General features: G+C 64.5%; 11 protein-coding genes. 7 read left to right on the top strand and 4 right to left on the bottom strand.

What is annotated here, in order from left to right; all coding sequences use genetic code 11:
- Positions 1-21: 21 nt before the first annotated feature.
- Positions 22-1233: an acyl-CoA dehydrogenase family protein gene (locus ACTEK7_RS06265; protein ID WP_225146576.1), complete on the bottom strand. Its 1212-nt coding sequence runs from the start codon at positions 1231-1233 to the stop codon at positions 22-24.
- A 31-nt stretch (positions 1234-1264) separates the two neighbouring features.
- A complete protein-coding gene (locus ACTEK7_RS06260) occupies positions 1265-2890 on the bottom strand; it encodes a long-chain fatty acid--CoA ligase (RefSeq protein ID WP_225146577.1) in 1626 nt (541 codons plus the stop codon).
- Positions 2891-3060: 170 nt separating this feature from the next.
- Here ACTEK7_RS06260 and ACTEK7_RS06255 point away from each other — a divergent pair, with 170 nt between their 5' ends.
- From ACTEK7_RS06255 to ACTEK7_RS06230, 6 genes are all read left to right on the top strand, one after another.
- Positions 3061-4914, top strand: coding sequence for a flavin-containing monooxygenase (locus ACTEK7_RS06255; protein ID WP_225146578.1), 1854 nt, complete (start codon positions 3061-3063; stop codon positions 4912-4914).
- A 49-nt stretch (positions 4915-4963) separates the two neighbouring features.
- On the top strand, positions 4964-5782 hold the full coding sequence (locus ACTEK7_RS06250; protein ID WP_036001257.1) for a lytic murein transglycosylase: 819 nt from the start codon (positions 4964-4966) through the stop codon (positions 5780-5782).
- A gap of 113 nt (positions 5783-5895) precedes the next feature.
- Positions 5896-6117, top strand: a complete 222-nt coding sequence (locus ACTEK7_RS06245) for a hypothetical protein (RefSeq protein ID WP_007592399.1) — start codon at positions 5896-5898, stop codon at positions 6115-6117.
- A gap of 12 nt (positions 6118-6129) precedes the next feature.
- A complete protein-coding gene (locus ACTEK7_RS06240; protein WP_036001255.1) occupies positions 6130-6552 on the top strand; it encodes a hypothetical protein in 423 nt (140 codons plus the stop codon).
- Between the two features lie 483 nt (positions 6553-7035).
- Positions 7036-7482, top strand: a complete 447-nt coding sequence (locus ACTEK7_RS06235; protein WP_036001252.1) for a MaoC family dehydratase — start codon at positions 7036-7038, stop codon at positions 7480-7482.
- Between the two features lie 86 nt (positions 7483-7568).
- On the top strand, positions 7569-8081 hold the full coding sequence (locus ACTEK7_RS06230) for a hypothetical protein (RefSeq protein ID WP_036001249.1): 513 nt from the start codon (positions 7569-7571) through the stop codon (positions 8079-8081).
- Positions 8082-8117: 36 nt separating this feature from the next.
- Here the strand turns inward: ACTEK7_RS06230 and ACTEK7_RS06225 are convergent, their stop codons facing one another.
- The gene (locus ACTEK7_RS06225) at positions 8118-11306 is read right to left on the bottom strand and encodes an efflux RND transporter permease subunit (RefSeq protein ID WP_036001401.1); all 3189 of its coding nucleotides are present in this window, start codon (positions 11304-11306) and stop codon (positions 8118-8120) included.
- Positions 11307-11488: 182 nt separating this feature from the next.
- A complete protein-coding gene (locus ACTEK7_RS06220) occupies positions 11489-12733 on the bottom strand; it encodes an efflux RND transporter periplasmic adaptor subunit (protein WP_036001246.1) in 1245 nt (414 codons plus the stop codon).
- A 199-nt stretch (positions 12734-12932) separates the two neighbouring features.
- Between ACTEK7_RS06220 and ACTEK7_RS06215 the strand changes: the two genes are divergently transcribed.
- Entirely contained in the window at positions 12933-13562 is a 630-nt protein-coding gene (locus ACTEK7_RS06215; protein WP_109144096.1) for a TetR/AcrR family transcriptional regulator, read from the top strand.
- The last annotated feature ends 16 nt before the right edge of the window (positions 13563-13578 follow it).

The raw sequence follows: 13578 nt of genomic DNA, 5'->3' as shown, positions 1-13578 counted from the left end.
AGCGAAGGAAGAGCGCCTTTCTTAGGCGTTCGAGTATTTCTTCAGCTCGAGCCGCGCGATCTGGTTGCGATGGACCTCATCGGGTCCATCGGCAAGTCGCAGCAAGCGCGCGGTGGCGTAGGCCTGCGTCAGGCCGAAATCGTTCGAGGTGCCGCCGCCGCCATGGGCCTGAATGGCCCAGTCGATGATCTGACAGGCCATGTTGGGCACGGCGACCTTGATCATTGCGATCTCTGCCTTCGCCACCTTGTTGCCGACCGTGTCCATCGCATGGGCCGCGTTCAGCGTCAGTAGCCGCGCCTGCTCGATCATGATGCGCGCCTCCGCAATGCGCTCCTGCGTCACCGTCTGCTCCGAGACCGGCTTGCCGAAGGCGACCCGGCTCCGCACGCGGCGGCACATCTTCTCCAGCGTGCGTTCGGAAAGGCCGATCAGCCGCATGCAATGATGGATGCGGCCGGGCCCGAGACGGCCCTGCGCAATCTCGAAGCCGCGGCCCTCGCCGAGCAGCATGTTCTCCTTGGGCACGCGCACATTGGTGAACACCACTTCGGAGGCGCGGTCGGGCACGCCGTAGAAGCCGAACACGGGCAGGGGACGCTTGACCTCGATGCCCGGCGTGTCCATCGGCACCAGGATCATGGATTGCTGCTTGTGACGGTCGGGATTGTCGGGGTCGGTCTTGCCCATGAAGATGCAGATCTTGCAGCGCGGGTCGGTCGCGTTGGTGGTGTACCATTTGCGCCCGTTGATGACGTAATGGTGGCCGTCCCGTACGATCGAGCTCTCGATGTTGGTCGCATCGGATGATGCGACCGCCGGCTCGGTCATGGCGAAGCAGGAGCGGATTTCGCCCGCGAGCAGCGGCTTCAGCCAGCGCTCCTTGTCCTGCTCGCTGCCGTAACGCTCCAGCACCTCCATGTTGCCGGTGTCGGGCGCCGAGCAGTTGAAGACTTCAGGAGCAAGGTGCGAACGGCCCATCACCTCGCACAGTGGCGCGTATTCGAGATTGGAGAGGCCCGCGCCGTGATCGCTCTCGGGCAGAAACAGATTCCACAGCCCCTCCGCGCGCGCCAGCGGCTTAAGCTCCTCGACGACCGGATAGACCTCCCACGGCCCGAGCTCTTCAGCCTCGCGGTAGAAGCGCTCCTCGTTCGGATAGATGTGCCGGTCCATGAAGCTTTCGAGCCTGCGCTTGAGCTCGACGACTTTCGGCGACATCGGATAGAGCATTTTCTGGTCTCCTTGATCGACGGCGAGCGGGTCACGCGACCCGGTACTCTTTGAACCTATCGCGCAGAGCGGATTTCAGCACCTTGCCGGTGCCGGTCATCGGGAATTCGTCGAGGAATTCGACGGCGTCCGGCAGCCACCAGCTCGCGATCTTCGGACGCATATGCTCGAGCAGCGCCTTGCCGTCGACGGTCGCGCCCTTCTTGCGGACGATGAGGAGCAGGGGGCGCTCCTGCCATTTCTCGTGGCTGATCGCGACGACGGCCGCTTGCAGCACGTCGGGGTGGGACAGGGCGATGTCCTCGAGCTGGATCGAGGAGATCCACTCGCCGCCGGACTTGATCACGTCCTTGGAACGGTCGGTCAGCGTGACGTGGCCTTGTGGGTCGATCACGGCCATGTCGCCGGTGATCAGCCAGCCGTCGCGGTCGAGGCCTTCGTCCAGCTTCATGTAGCCGGAGGCAACCCAGGGCCCGCGGGCGCGCAGATGGCCGACCGTCTTGCCGTCGCGTGGCAGCTCAATGCCGGCGTCGTCGACGATGCGCAAATGCGTGCCGAAGCAGGCGCGGCCGGAGACCTGGCGGCGGTCGAATTTCTCCTTCTCGCTGAGATGCTCCGAGCCCGGCCGCAGGCCTGGCATCGAGCAGCCCAGCGCCTCGGTCATGCCCCAGGCCTGGATGTAATCGACATTGTACTCGCGCTTGAGCTTCTCCACCATCGCGCGCGGCGGGGCCGAGCCCGACGACAACGTCGCGCGCAAGGTCGAGAACCTGTTGCCGGTCCGCCCGAGCCAATCGAGCAGGATCAGCCAGAAGCTCGGCACGCCCGCCGACAGCGTCACCTTCTCGCCTTCCAGCAATTCATAGAGCTTGTCCGGCTCGTAGTTGCGGCCGGGCAGTACCAGCTTGGAGCCGGTATAGGGCGCGGTGAACGGCATGTTCCAGCCATTGCCGTGGAAGAGCGGCGCCATCGGCATCATCACCTCGCGCACGCCTTCGACGTGTCCCGGCAGGAAGTCGAAATTGCAGCAGGTCATGGTCTGCAGGATCGCGGCGCGGTGCGAGTAGATTACGCCCTTGGGATTGCCCGTCGTGCCCGACGTGTAGCAGATCGTCGAGGCAAACTTCTCGTCGAACTCCGGCCAGGCGAAGCCGGCCTCGTTCTCGCGTCCCAGAAGCTCTTCGTAACAATGCACGTTCGCGAGATTCGTCTCCGGCATCCGCTCGCGCGAGGACATCACGACATAGGCCTCCACCGTCTTCAGCTGCGGCGCGATCGCCTCCACGATCGGCAGCGTGGCGCGGTCGATGTAGAGCAGGCGGTCCTCGGCGTGGTTGATGATGTAGACGAGCTGCTCGGGAAACAGCCTGGGATTGACCGTGTGCAGCACGTAGCCCATGCCCGGCGCGGCGTAGAACATCTCGAAATGCCGGTGCGTATTCCAGGCCAGCGTTCCGACGCGGTCGCCTTGCTTCATGCCGAGCCGCTTCAGCGCCAGCGCCATGCGCTTGATGCGCGGATGCGCGTCTGAGTAGGTGTAGCGATGGATGTCGCCCTCGATCTCGCGTGCGACGATCTCGGCTTCGCCATGATAATCGGCCGCATACTGGATCAGGCCGCTGATCAGCAGCGGCATGTCCATCATCAATCCCTGCATGGTTTCCTCCGGATGGTCACGTCGTTGCGTGGCTCGTGATTTGCGCTCGAGGTTAGCGGAAGGTCACGCAGCGTTCACGCAAAAAACAATCAGCGTGATTGCATGCCGCGCTTTTTCGGCGCTAACGTGCGGTGAGCTGCCGACGAAGCAGCATGCGCGGGAGGAATCGAATGTCAGCGGAAAGACACAAGACCGATGCAACCGGCGCATCTACGGTCGATATTTCCGCCCTCCGTGCCCGTTATCGCGACGAGCGCGACCGCCGTCTGCGCGCCGAGGGCAAGGCGCAGTATGTCGAGGTTGCGGGCGAGTTCGGCCGTTATCTCGACGACCCCTGGGCCGATCCCGGATTTGCGCGCGCGGCCATCGACGAAGCGACCGAAGTGCTCATCGTCGGCGGTGGCTTCGGCGGCCTCCTGTGTGGCGCGCGGTTGCGCGAGGCCGGCATTGCGGATTTTCGTATCGTGGAAAAGGCCGCCGACTTCGGCGGCACCTGGTACTGGAATCGTTATCCCGGCGCCGCCTGCGATACCGAGAGCTATATCTATCTGCCGCTGCTGGAAGAGACCGGTTACATGCCGGTGCGCAAATATGCCCGGGCGCCGGAGATCTACGAGCACTCGCGCCGCATCGGCCGTCATTTCGACCTGTACGAGCGCGCGCTGTTTCAGACCGTCATCTCGCGGATGACCTGGCAGGAGCATGAAGCGCGTTGGCTGGTCGAGACCAACAGGGGCGACCAGATCCGTGCGCGCTTCGTCATCCTCGCCGGCGGACCGCTCAGCCGTCCGAAGCTGCCGGGCATTGCCGGCATCGAGACGTTCCGAGGTCACAGCTTTCACACCAGCCGCTGGGATTACGGCTACACCGGCGGCAACGCCGACGGTGGCCTGACCGGTCTTGCCGGCAAGCGCGTGGGCATCATCGGCACCGGCGCCACCGCCGTGCAATGCGTGCCGCATCTCGGCCGCTCCGCCAAGGAGCTCTATGTGTTCCAGCGCACGCCGTCCGCAATCGGCGTTCGCGACGATCGTCCGACGGACCCGACCTGGGCGCAGAGCCTCAAGCCAGGCTGGCAGCGCGAGCGCATGGACAATTTTACCGCCGTGATTTCAGGCGAGCCGTTCGAGCAGGACCTGGTGCAGGACGGCTGGACCGGCCTGCTCGGCGAAATCCTGCTGGCACCGCGCCGGCAAAAGCAGCCGGTGACCTCGATTGAGGAAGCGCTGAAGGTCATCGAGCAGGCCGACTACCGCAAGATGGAGGAGATCCGCGCGCGCGTCGACACCGTGGTCAAGGACGAGGCGACCGCGGCTGCGCTCAAGCCCTGGTACAAGGCGTTCTGCAAGCGGCCGTGCTTCCACGACGAATATCTGGACACCTTCAACCGTCCCAACGTGCATCTCGTCGATACGGGGGGAAAGGGCGTCGAACGCATCACCGAGAATGCCGTCGTCGCCGGCGGCAAGGCCTACGAGCTTGACTGCCTGATCTATGCCAGCGGCTTCGAGGTCGGCACCGATTACGCGCGCCGAATGGGCTTCGAGGTCTATGGCCGCGACGGCATGAGCCTGTCCGAGCGCTGGCAGGACGGCGTCAAGACGCTGCACGGCTTCTACAGCCGCGGCTTTCCGAACTGCTTCCTGATCGTCACGGTGCAGGCCGGCCAGAGCGCCAATTTTCCGCACATCATCGACGAGCAGTCGCAGCACATCGCCTATGTCATCAAGCAGGCGCGCGAGCGCAACGCACGCACCCTGGAGCCGACGCTTGCGGCCGAGAACGCCTGGGTCGAGGAGGTCGTCAAGGCCGCGCTCGGTCGGCAGACCTATCTCGCCGAATGCACGCCGGGCTACTACAATAACGAAGGCGTGTTCGATCCGATCGCGGCAAGAAACAGCCAATATTGGCGCGGGCCGGTGGCATTCCTGCGGCTGCTCGACAAATGGCGCAAAGAGGGCAACCTGGAAGGCCTCGAATTGTCCTATGATCGGGCCATGGAGTCGGCGCGTTCGACCGGGTAAGATTGCCCCGCCGAGCGGTACGAGCGGTACAGGACAGGAGAGGTCGGGCATGATCAGGGGCAGGGCTGTTGCGGGAGCGGTTCTTGGCGCAATGACGCTGCTCGGTTGCCTGGCATCCTCCGCCGAGGCCGCGCAATGCGGCAGCTCGCCGGCCGGCTTCGAGGCCTGGAAGCGCGAGTTCAGCGCGGAGGCGCAGGGCAAGGGCATCGGCCCCACCGCGCTGTCGGCGCTGATGCAAACGAACTATGCCAGCGCCACGATCGCGGCCGACCGCGGCCAGCGCAGCTTCTCGCTGACGCTGGACCAGTTCCTGGCCAAGCGCGGCGCCACCACCATCGTCGCCAAGGGCCGGCAGCTCAAGCAGTCGCAGGCCGCCTTGTTCGCCTCGATCGAGCAGCGCTATGGCGTCCCGCCCGGGCCGCTGATCGCGATCTGGGGCATGGAGACCGGCTTCGGCAGCCAGCGCGGCAACCAGAACATGCTGTCGTCGATTGCGACCCTCGCCTATGACTGCCGCCGTCCCGAATTCTTCACCGACCAGCTCTATGCCGCCCTGAAGCTGATCGACCGCGGTACGCTGTCGGGATCGACCCGCGGCTCCATGCATGGCGAGGTCGGCCAGACCCAGTTCATGCCCAAGAGCATTCTGGCCTACGGCACCGGCAATCTCGAAGTTGCGGCCAATGCGCTGAACTCGACCGCGAATTTCCTCAAAGCCCATGGTTGGCGTGCGGGAGCCGGATACCAGCCGGGCGAGCCCAATTTCGCTGCCATCGAGGCTTGGAATGCCGCTGGTGTCTATCAGAAGGCGATCGCGCTGATGGGCCGGCAGATCGACGAGGGCGGGAGTGCCGCGGCCTCACGCTGAGCTCTTGCTCAGCGACGTGTGATGCGACGGCGAGAGAAAGTTGTTGCCTTCTGGAACCGACGGCACGAGGTTTGCTTTGATCAAGTTCAGGGCTGGGCATGAGGAGACTCAACATGGCTACCCAGATCGTGATGGACCAAACTGGCGATACGCGCCACGAGTTTGATCCTGGCAACGCCGAGGCGCTGGCGCGAGCCGAACGGCGCTTTCGTGAGCTGACCGGAGCGGGCTTCACCGCCGCGCTTCGAACCGGACCCGGCGAAGTGACCCGGATCCGATCGTTCGATCCGACCGCGCAGGAAACGCTGTTCTATCCCCGCCTGGTCGGCGGTTGATCTGAGCTGCTCATGATCGCGGCAGTTTGGCTCCGCGCGCCGGCGCGTGCGCGCCTGCATGCGCTGCGTGAACTCTATCGCCGCTTCTTCGGCGAGAACACGCCGGATGCGCGCGGCCGCCGGCTTCTGGCCGAATGGCTGTCACCGGCGCAGCGCGCTCAATTCGAGCAGTTTCGGTATTTCGACGTCGTCGGTTGCGACACCGGCCGGACCTATCGCATCCACTACGGCACAGCCGCCAACGTCCACGAGGTCGATAGTGAGGGGCGCGCGACGATGGGGTGGTGCTTCGTCCCGTCAGGCTTCCTGGTACCGGGCGATGTGATGTTGGCGCAGAAGATCGCGCTCGAGACGGACGAGAGGGGGGCGCTTGCGCTCGCCAACCGGTTTCCGCCGGCGACGCATTCCGAGCACTTCTACCGGCGACCTTTCTAGAGCATGATCCGGAGGAAAAGTGCGGAGCGGTTTTCCAAAAGGATCATGCTCAAACAACAACTAAAGCGCGATGACGATTCATCCTAATCGCATCGCGCTTTAGCGTCAGAACGGTCAGGAATGCGTAGTGCGGTAAGCGTCGAACGCATGCGCCGCGAAGACGCCGATGCTGCACAGCGCGAGCAGGGCTGAGATCAGCTCGATCATAGCTCGTCCTCCCGCAGCGGCTGAGCAACGAGATTCTGGCAGCACGAATATTCGTAGATCAGGTCGAGGATGAACTGCATGGTGGCCGTCCCTGTATTTATTTTGACAACTACTTAAGCGGCCATCTGTTTCAGGCGTGTTTCGTCGCATCGGGAAAGGGGTTTCGTCAGGAACCTTGCGCTGGTTTGTGCGCTGCGGGCCCGCTATATCCCTCATGGCTCAGTCGATTTTGAGCCGTCTCTTCGGGAGCGGCACGTCATTTTGCGAGGCAAAATCATGGCGCAGGTCGAGTGGTTCGACGATCTCACCATCGGAATGCAGTTCAAATCCCCCGAAGTCGTGGTCACCGAGGCCGACATCAAGCGCTTTGCCGCCGAGTTCGATCCGCAGCCGATGCATCTCGACCACGAGGCGGCGAAGCAGACCCTGTTCAAGGGGCTTGCCGCCTCGGGATGGCACACCGCCGCGATCGCCATGAACCTTGCGATCCAGACCCGTCCGTTCGGCCCGCATCCGCTGATCGGCGCCGGTGTGGACGGCCTGCGCTGGACCATGCCGGTGCGGCCCAACGACCGCCTGCATCTGGTCGGCGAGGTCATGAGCCTGACGCCGTCGAAATCGAAGCCGCAAGGCATCGCGCTGGTGAAATGGACCATGTTCAACCAGAACGGCGAGGAGGTTTACACCTTCACTCCGATCGCGATCGTGCCGCGGCGGGGATAGGACGGCCGCCGGCCGTTCGCCTCGCCCTCTTGCGAGCCGCCGGGAGAGGTGGTCATCTCGGCGCGGGGAACGCGCTGGAGGCCGACATGAAACGATCTCTTCTTGCCGCCGGAATTCTCGCTTGCGTCTTGAGCGCAACCGCCTCGAGCTCGAGGCCCGCGCTTGCGCAACAATCCAAGGTCGGCGACTGGACCATCGAGAAGCGGGCGCAGGACACCCATTGCAATGCCAGCCGCGGCTACAAGGACAAGGATGACGAGAACCGCGACTACGTCATCGTGATCACCTATTCCGAGCAGGCGATCGTGATCGTGATGATCTACGACGGTTGGGAATGGGACAAGGCCGGTGAGATCCTCCGGGCCGATGTCGGCACCGACGATGCCGACATCATGAAGAAGGCCAAGTGGGAGGTCATGGACAAGACGACGGTGCGCGGCATCTTCGCATACGACCAGTCGATCATGGACCGCCTCGCGAAGGCCAAGCGCCTCACGCTGGACTTCGAGGACGACGACGATGACAGCATCGAGATGCAGATCCCGCGGGCCGGCGAGGCGCTGGCGGCGCTGAAATTCTGCGAGGAGAACCGGAAATGATGGTCCCGCCGGGGGCGTGCCGCGGCGGGACGCTGTTCACTCGGCAGGCCCCTGGACCGGCGCTGCGCTGATGTCACTGCCGTGATGAACCAGCGGCTTCATGCCCGTGACGGTTCTGAGCAGCACATAGAACACCGGCGTCAGGAACAGGCCGAACACGGTGACGCCGATCATGCCCGAGAACACGGCAACGCCCATCGCGCGCCGCATCTCCGAGCCTGCGCCGGTCGAGAGCACCAGCGGCAGCACGCCCATGATGAACGCCATCGACGTCATCAGGATCGGGCGTAGCCGCAAGCGGCTGGCTTCGATCGCAGCCCGGATCGGCGTGCGCCCGGCGAATTCGAGCTCGCGCGCGAATTCGACGATCAGGATCGCGTTCTTGGCGGAGAGGCCGACCAGCACGATGAGGCCGATCTGGGTGAAGACGTTGTTGTCGCCTTTGGAGATCCAGACGCCGAACATCGCGGCGAGCAAGCCCATCGGCACGATCATGATGATCGACAGCGGCAGGGTCAGGCTCTCATAGAGCGCGGCCAGCACCAGGAACACCAGCAGGATCGCCAGCGGAAACACCCAGATGCCGGAATTGCCGGCGATGAACTCCTGATAGGTCAGGTCGGTCCATTCGAAGGCAAAGCCCGGCGGCAGCACCTCCGCCGCGATCCGCGTCGCCGCTTCCTGCGCCTGGCCCGATGAAAAGCCCGGCGCAGCCGCCGCGTTGATATCGGACGAGAGGAAGCCGTTGTAGCGGATCGCGCGCTCCGGCCCCGCGCTCTGGCGGATATTGAGCAGCGCCGACAATGGCACCATGTCGCCGGACGACGAGCGCACCTTCAACTGCCTGATGTCGTCGGCGCGGGCGCGGAACGGCGCATCGGCCTGGACGCGGACCGAATAGGTGCGGCCGAACTTGTTGAAGTCGTTGACGTAGTAGGAGCCGAGGTAGATCTGCAGCGTGTTGAACACCTCGGTGACGGGCACGCCCAGCTGCAGCGCTTTGGTGCGGTCGATGTCGGCGAACAGCTGGGGCACGTTGACCTGGAAGCTGGAGAACACGCCCGCGATCTCCGGCGCCTTCTGCATCGCCGCCATGAAGGCGGTGGTTGCCTCGTTCAGGGCGTCATAGCCGAGACCGGCGCGGTCCTCGATCTGCAGCTTGAAGCCGCCGATGGTGCCGAGGCCGTTGACCGGCGGCGGCGGGAACATGGCGATGAAGGCTTCCTGGATGCCGGCATATTTCTTGTTCAGCTCGGCCGCGATCGCAGGGCCGCTGAGCGAGGGATCCTTGCGCTCGTCGAACGGCTTCAGCGTCGAGAACACGATGCCGGCATTGGATGAGTTGGTGAAGCCGGAGATCGACAGGCCCGGGAAGGCCACCGAGCTCTCGACACCGGGCTGGGTCAGCGCGATGTCGCTCATCCTGCGGATCACCTCTTCGCTGCGGTCGAGCGTGGCGCCGTCGGGCAGGCGGGCGAAGCCGACCAGATATTGCTTGTCCTGGCCCGGCACGAAGCCGCTCGGCACCTGCTGGAACAGAAATGCGGTGAGTCCGACGAGGACCACATAAAGGCCCATCATCGCGGACTTACGCGAGATCACCTTGCCGACGCTGCCGCTGTAGTTCTCCGAGGACCGCGTGAACGCCTTGTTGAACCCGCGGAAGAACCAGCCGAGGCTCTTCTCCATGATCAGCGTCAGCCAGTCCTTCGGCTCGTTGTGGCCCTTGAGCAGCAGCGCCGACAACGCCGGAGACAGCGTCAGGGAATTGATGGCCGAGATCACCGTCGAGATCGCGATCGTTAGCGCGAACTGCTTGTAGAACTGTCCCGTGAGGCCGGAGATGAAGGCGAGCGGCACGAACACCGCGATCAGCACCAGCGCGATCGCGATGATCGGGCCCGAGACCTCGCGCATGGCCTGATAGGTGGCATCGCGCGGCGACAGCCCGGACTCGATGTTGCGCTCGACGTTCTCGACCACGACGATGGCGTCGTCGACAACGATGCCGATAGCGAGCACCAGGCCGAACAAGGTGAGCGCGTTGATCGAGAAGCCGAACACGTGCATCACGGCGAAGGTGCCGACGATCGACACCGGCACGGCCAGCAGGGGAATGATCGAGGCCCGCCAGGTCTGGAGGAACAGGATCACGACCAGCACGACCAGCGCGATCGCCTCCAAGAGCGTGTGGATCACAGCCTCGATCGAGGAGCGAACGAACTGGGTAGGGTCGTAGACGATCTGGTAGGACACGCCCTCCGGCATGTTCTTCTTGATCTCCGCCATGGTGGCGCGGACATTGTCGGAGATCTGCAGCGCGTTGGAGCCCGGCGCCTGGGAGATCGGGATTGCCACCGCATGCTTGTTGTCGAGCAGCGAGCGCAGGCCGTATTCGGACGCGCCGAGCTCGATGCGCGCGACATCGCGCAGACGGACGACCTCGCCGCGCGTGCCGGTCTTGACCACGATGTCGCCGAACTGCTCCTCGTTGGCGAGGCGGCCTTCGGCATTGACCGAGAGCTGGAGATCGATGCCTTTGACATTCGGAGAGGAGCCGACCACGCCGGCGGCGGCCTCGACGTTTTGCGCCTGGATCGCGCGCACGATGTCGCTCGCGGTCAGGCCGTGCTCGGCCGCCTTCTGCGGATCGACCCAGACCCGCATCGAATAATCGCCGGCGCCATAGAGCTGAACGTCGCCGACGCCGTCGATCCGCGCTAGCCGGTCCTTGACGTTGAGCACGGCATAGTTGCGCAAATACGTCATGTCGTAGCGGCCGTTCGGCGACAACAGATGCACCACCATGGTGAGGTCGGGCGAGGACTTCTTGGTGATGATGCCGAGCTGGCGCACGACGGCCGGCAGGCGCGGCTCGGCCTGCTGCACGCGGTTCTGCACCAGCTGCGTCGCCTTGTCGGGGTCGGTGCCGAGCCGGAACGTCACCGTCAGGGTCATCGCGCCGTCGGTGGTCGCCTGGCTCGACATGTAGAGCATGTTCTCGACGCCGTTGATCTGCTCCTCGATCGGGGTCGCCACTGTCTCCGCGATAACCTTGGGGTTGGCGCCGGGATAGGTCGCGCGCACCACGACGGAGGGCGGCACGACGTCCGGATATTCCGAGATCGGCATCGCGAACAGCGAGATCAGGCCGGCAAGGAAGATCAGGACCGACAGCACGCCGGCGAAAATCGGACGATCGATGAAGAACTTTGACAGATTCATGGCCTTGCCCCTGGGCAATATCCTGATGTTCTCCGAGACCTCCACTCGTCATTCCGGGGCGCGCGAAGCGCGAACCCGGAATCCAGAGGTGATGTGTTCGGAGTTTCGTACGCTCGAGATTCTCAGGTGCGCAATTGCGCACCGTAGTTCGCGCGATGCGCGCCCCGGGATGACGGGGTGCATTAACGCTGCACCACGTCCTGGTTGCTGTGGTTCGACGCCTGCTGCGGCCCCCGTGCACCCATCGCCGCCACCTCCGTCTTGAGGAGGGCCCCCGGACGCACGCGTTGCAGACCATTGACGACGATGCGGTCGCCGGACTTCAGGCCCGAGGTGACGATGCGAAGCCCATCGACCGCGCCGCCGAGCGTGACCGGCCGGTAGACGGCGCGGCTGTCGTCGCCGACTGCCATCACGAACTTCTTGTCCTGGTCGGTGCCGATCGCGCGCTCGTCGATCATCACCAGCGCCTGTTGTTTCGGCTGGCCCATGCGCACGCGCGCGAACTGGCCGGGAATGAGACGCCCGTCATCGTTGCGGAACACCGCGCGGACACGGATGGTGCCGCTCTGGCCGTTGACCTGGTTGTCGATCAGCTGGATGTTGCCCTTCGCGGACAAGCCGCCCGAGGTCGTCATCTCGACCGGGATCTGGTCGAGCTTGCCGCGTTGGCCGGAAGCATCGGCGATCGAGTTCAGCGCGCGCAGCACCACCTCTTCGTCCGCATCGAACGAGGCGTAGATCGGATTGACCGAGACCAGCGAGGTCAACACCGGCGAGGCGGTGCCGGCGGCGACGAGATTGCCGACGGTGACCTCGATCTTGCCGACGCGGCCATCCACGGGGGCGCGCACTTCGGTGTAGTCGAGATTGAGCTTTGCGGTCTGCAGCGTCGCCTCGGCCGCCTTGACGTTGGCGATTGCTTCGCGATTGGCGTTGTCGCGCTGGTCGTAGTCCCGCCGGGTGACCACGGCGTTGCCGACGAGCTGTGCGCCACGCTCGAGCTCGCTTTGGGTGAAGACGACGCGCGCTTTGGCGGCCTCGAGCTGGGCGGCAGCCTTGTCGACCTCGGCCGCATAGGGGGCGGGATCAATCTTGAACAGCACGTCGCCGGCCTTCACCAGCGCGCCCTCGGTGAAGTTCGCCGACATGATCGCACCCGCAACGCGGGGGCGGAGCTCGACACGGTTGATCGCCTCGAGCCGGCCGGAGAAATCGTCCCACAGCACGGTCTGCCGCGGCTCGATCATCGCGACGGTGACGGAAACGGCTTGTTCAGCTGCGGCCGCCGGTGCGGTCGCTTGCGCCGCATGAAAATAGCGGCCGGTCACGATCGAGCCGGCCGCGGCGAGGGCGCCCACGATGGCGACGCCGCCCAGAAGGCGGCGGAAATGGCCGGTGCGGGAGGTATTTTGGGAGGGATGCATTTGCGCGCTCCAGATATGTAGTGTTCACTACAGATGTGGAGCTGGATACCGCAGTGCAAGATACTTATGTACCAATCACTAAGAAAATTGTACGCCGATACCGCGACGATTGGAAGACACAAGAAAAAGAAAGCTAGAACAAATAGATAGGATCCGGCGTTAGGCTGAGACAGCACGCCGAATCCGAGGAGACAGGCACATGGGCATGGGACGCCCCCGCGAATTCGACGCCGAAACGGCGTTGGACCAGGCGATGGAAGTGTTTTGGCGCCATGGCTATGAGGGCGCGACCATTGCCCAGCTCACGGAGGCCATGGGCATCAATCCGCCCAGTCTCTACGCCTGCTTCGGCAACAAGGAAGGCCTGCTGAAGGCTGCGCTCGACCGCTACACCACGCTGCGCAACATCTGGATGGACGAGGTGGTCGCAGCGCCCACCGCTCGCGAGGTGGCGGAGCGGATGCTGATGGGCATCGCCGACAAGCAGACCGATCCCGCCAATCCGCCCGGCTGCCTGCTCGTGCAGGGCGGCATCGCCTGCGGCACCGGCTCCGAGAACGTCCCGTTCGAGCTCGCCGCGCGCCGCGCCCAGAACGAGGACCAGCTCCGCGACCGCTTCATCCGCGCCAAGGCGGAGGGCGATCTCAAGGAGAGCGCCGATCCGGCCGCGCTCGCGCGCTATATCTCGGCGGTGTCGGTCGGCATGGGCGTGATGGCATCTTCGGGCGCGGATCGTGAAGCGCTGCGGCAGGTCGCTGATGTCGCCGTGCAGGCGGTCGAGGCGCAGTCGGCGGAGGCGATAGAGACGAGTGGCAGGGCGCTGCGCTGAACGACGATCTGCCCGC

The sequence above is a fragment of the Bradyrhizobium sp. JHI2711 genome (assembly GCF_056156565.1).
This window is presented reverse-complemented; position numbering and strand designations above follow the sequence as displayed.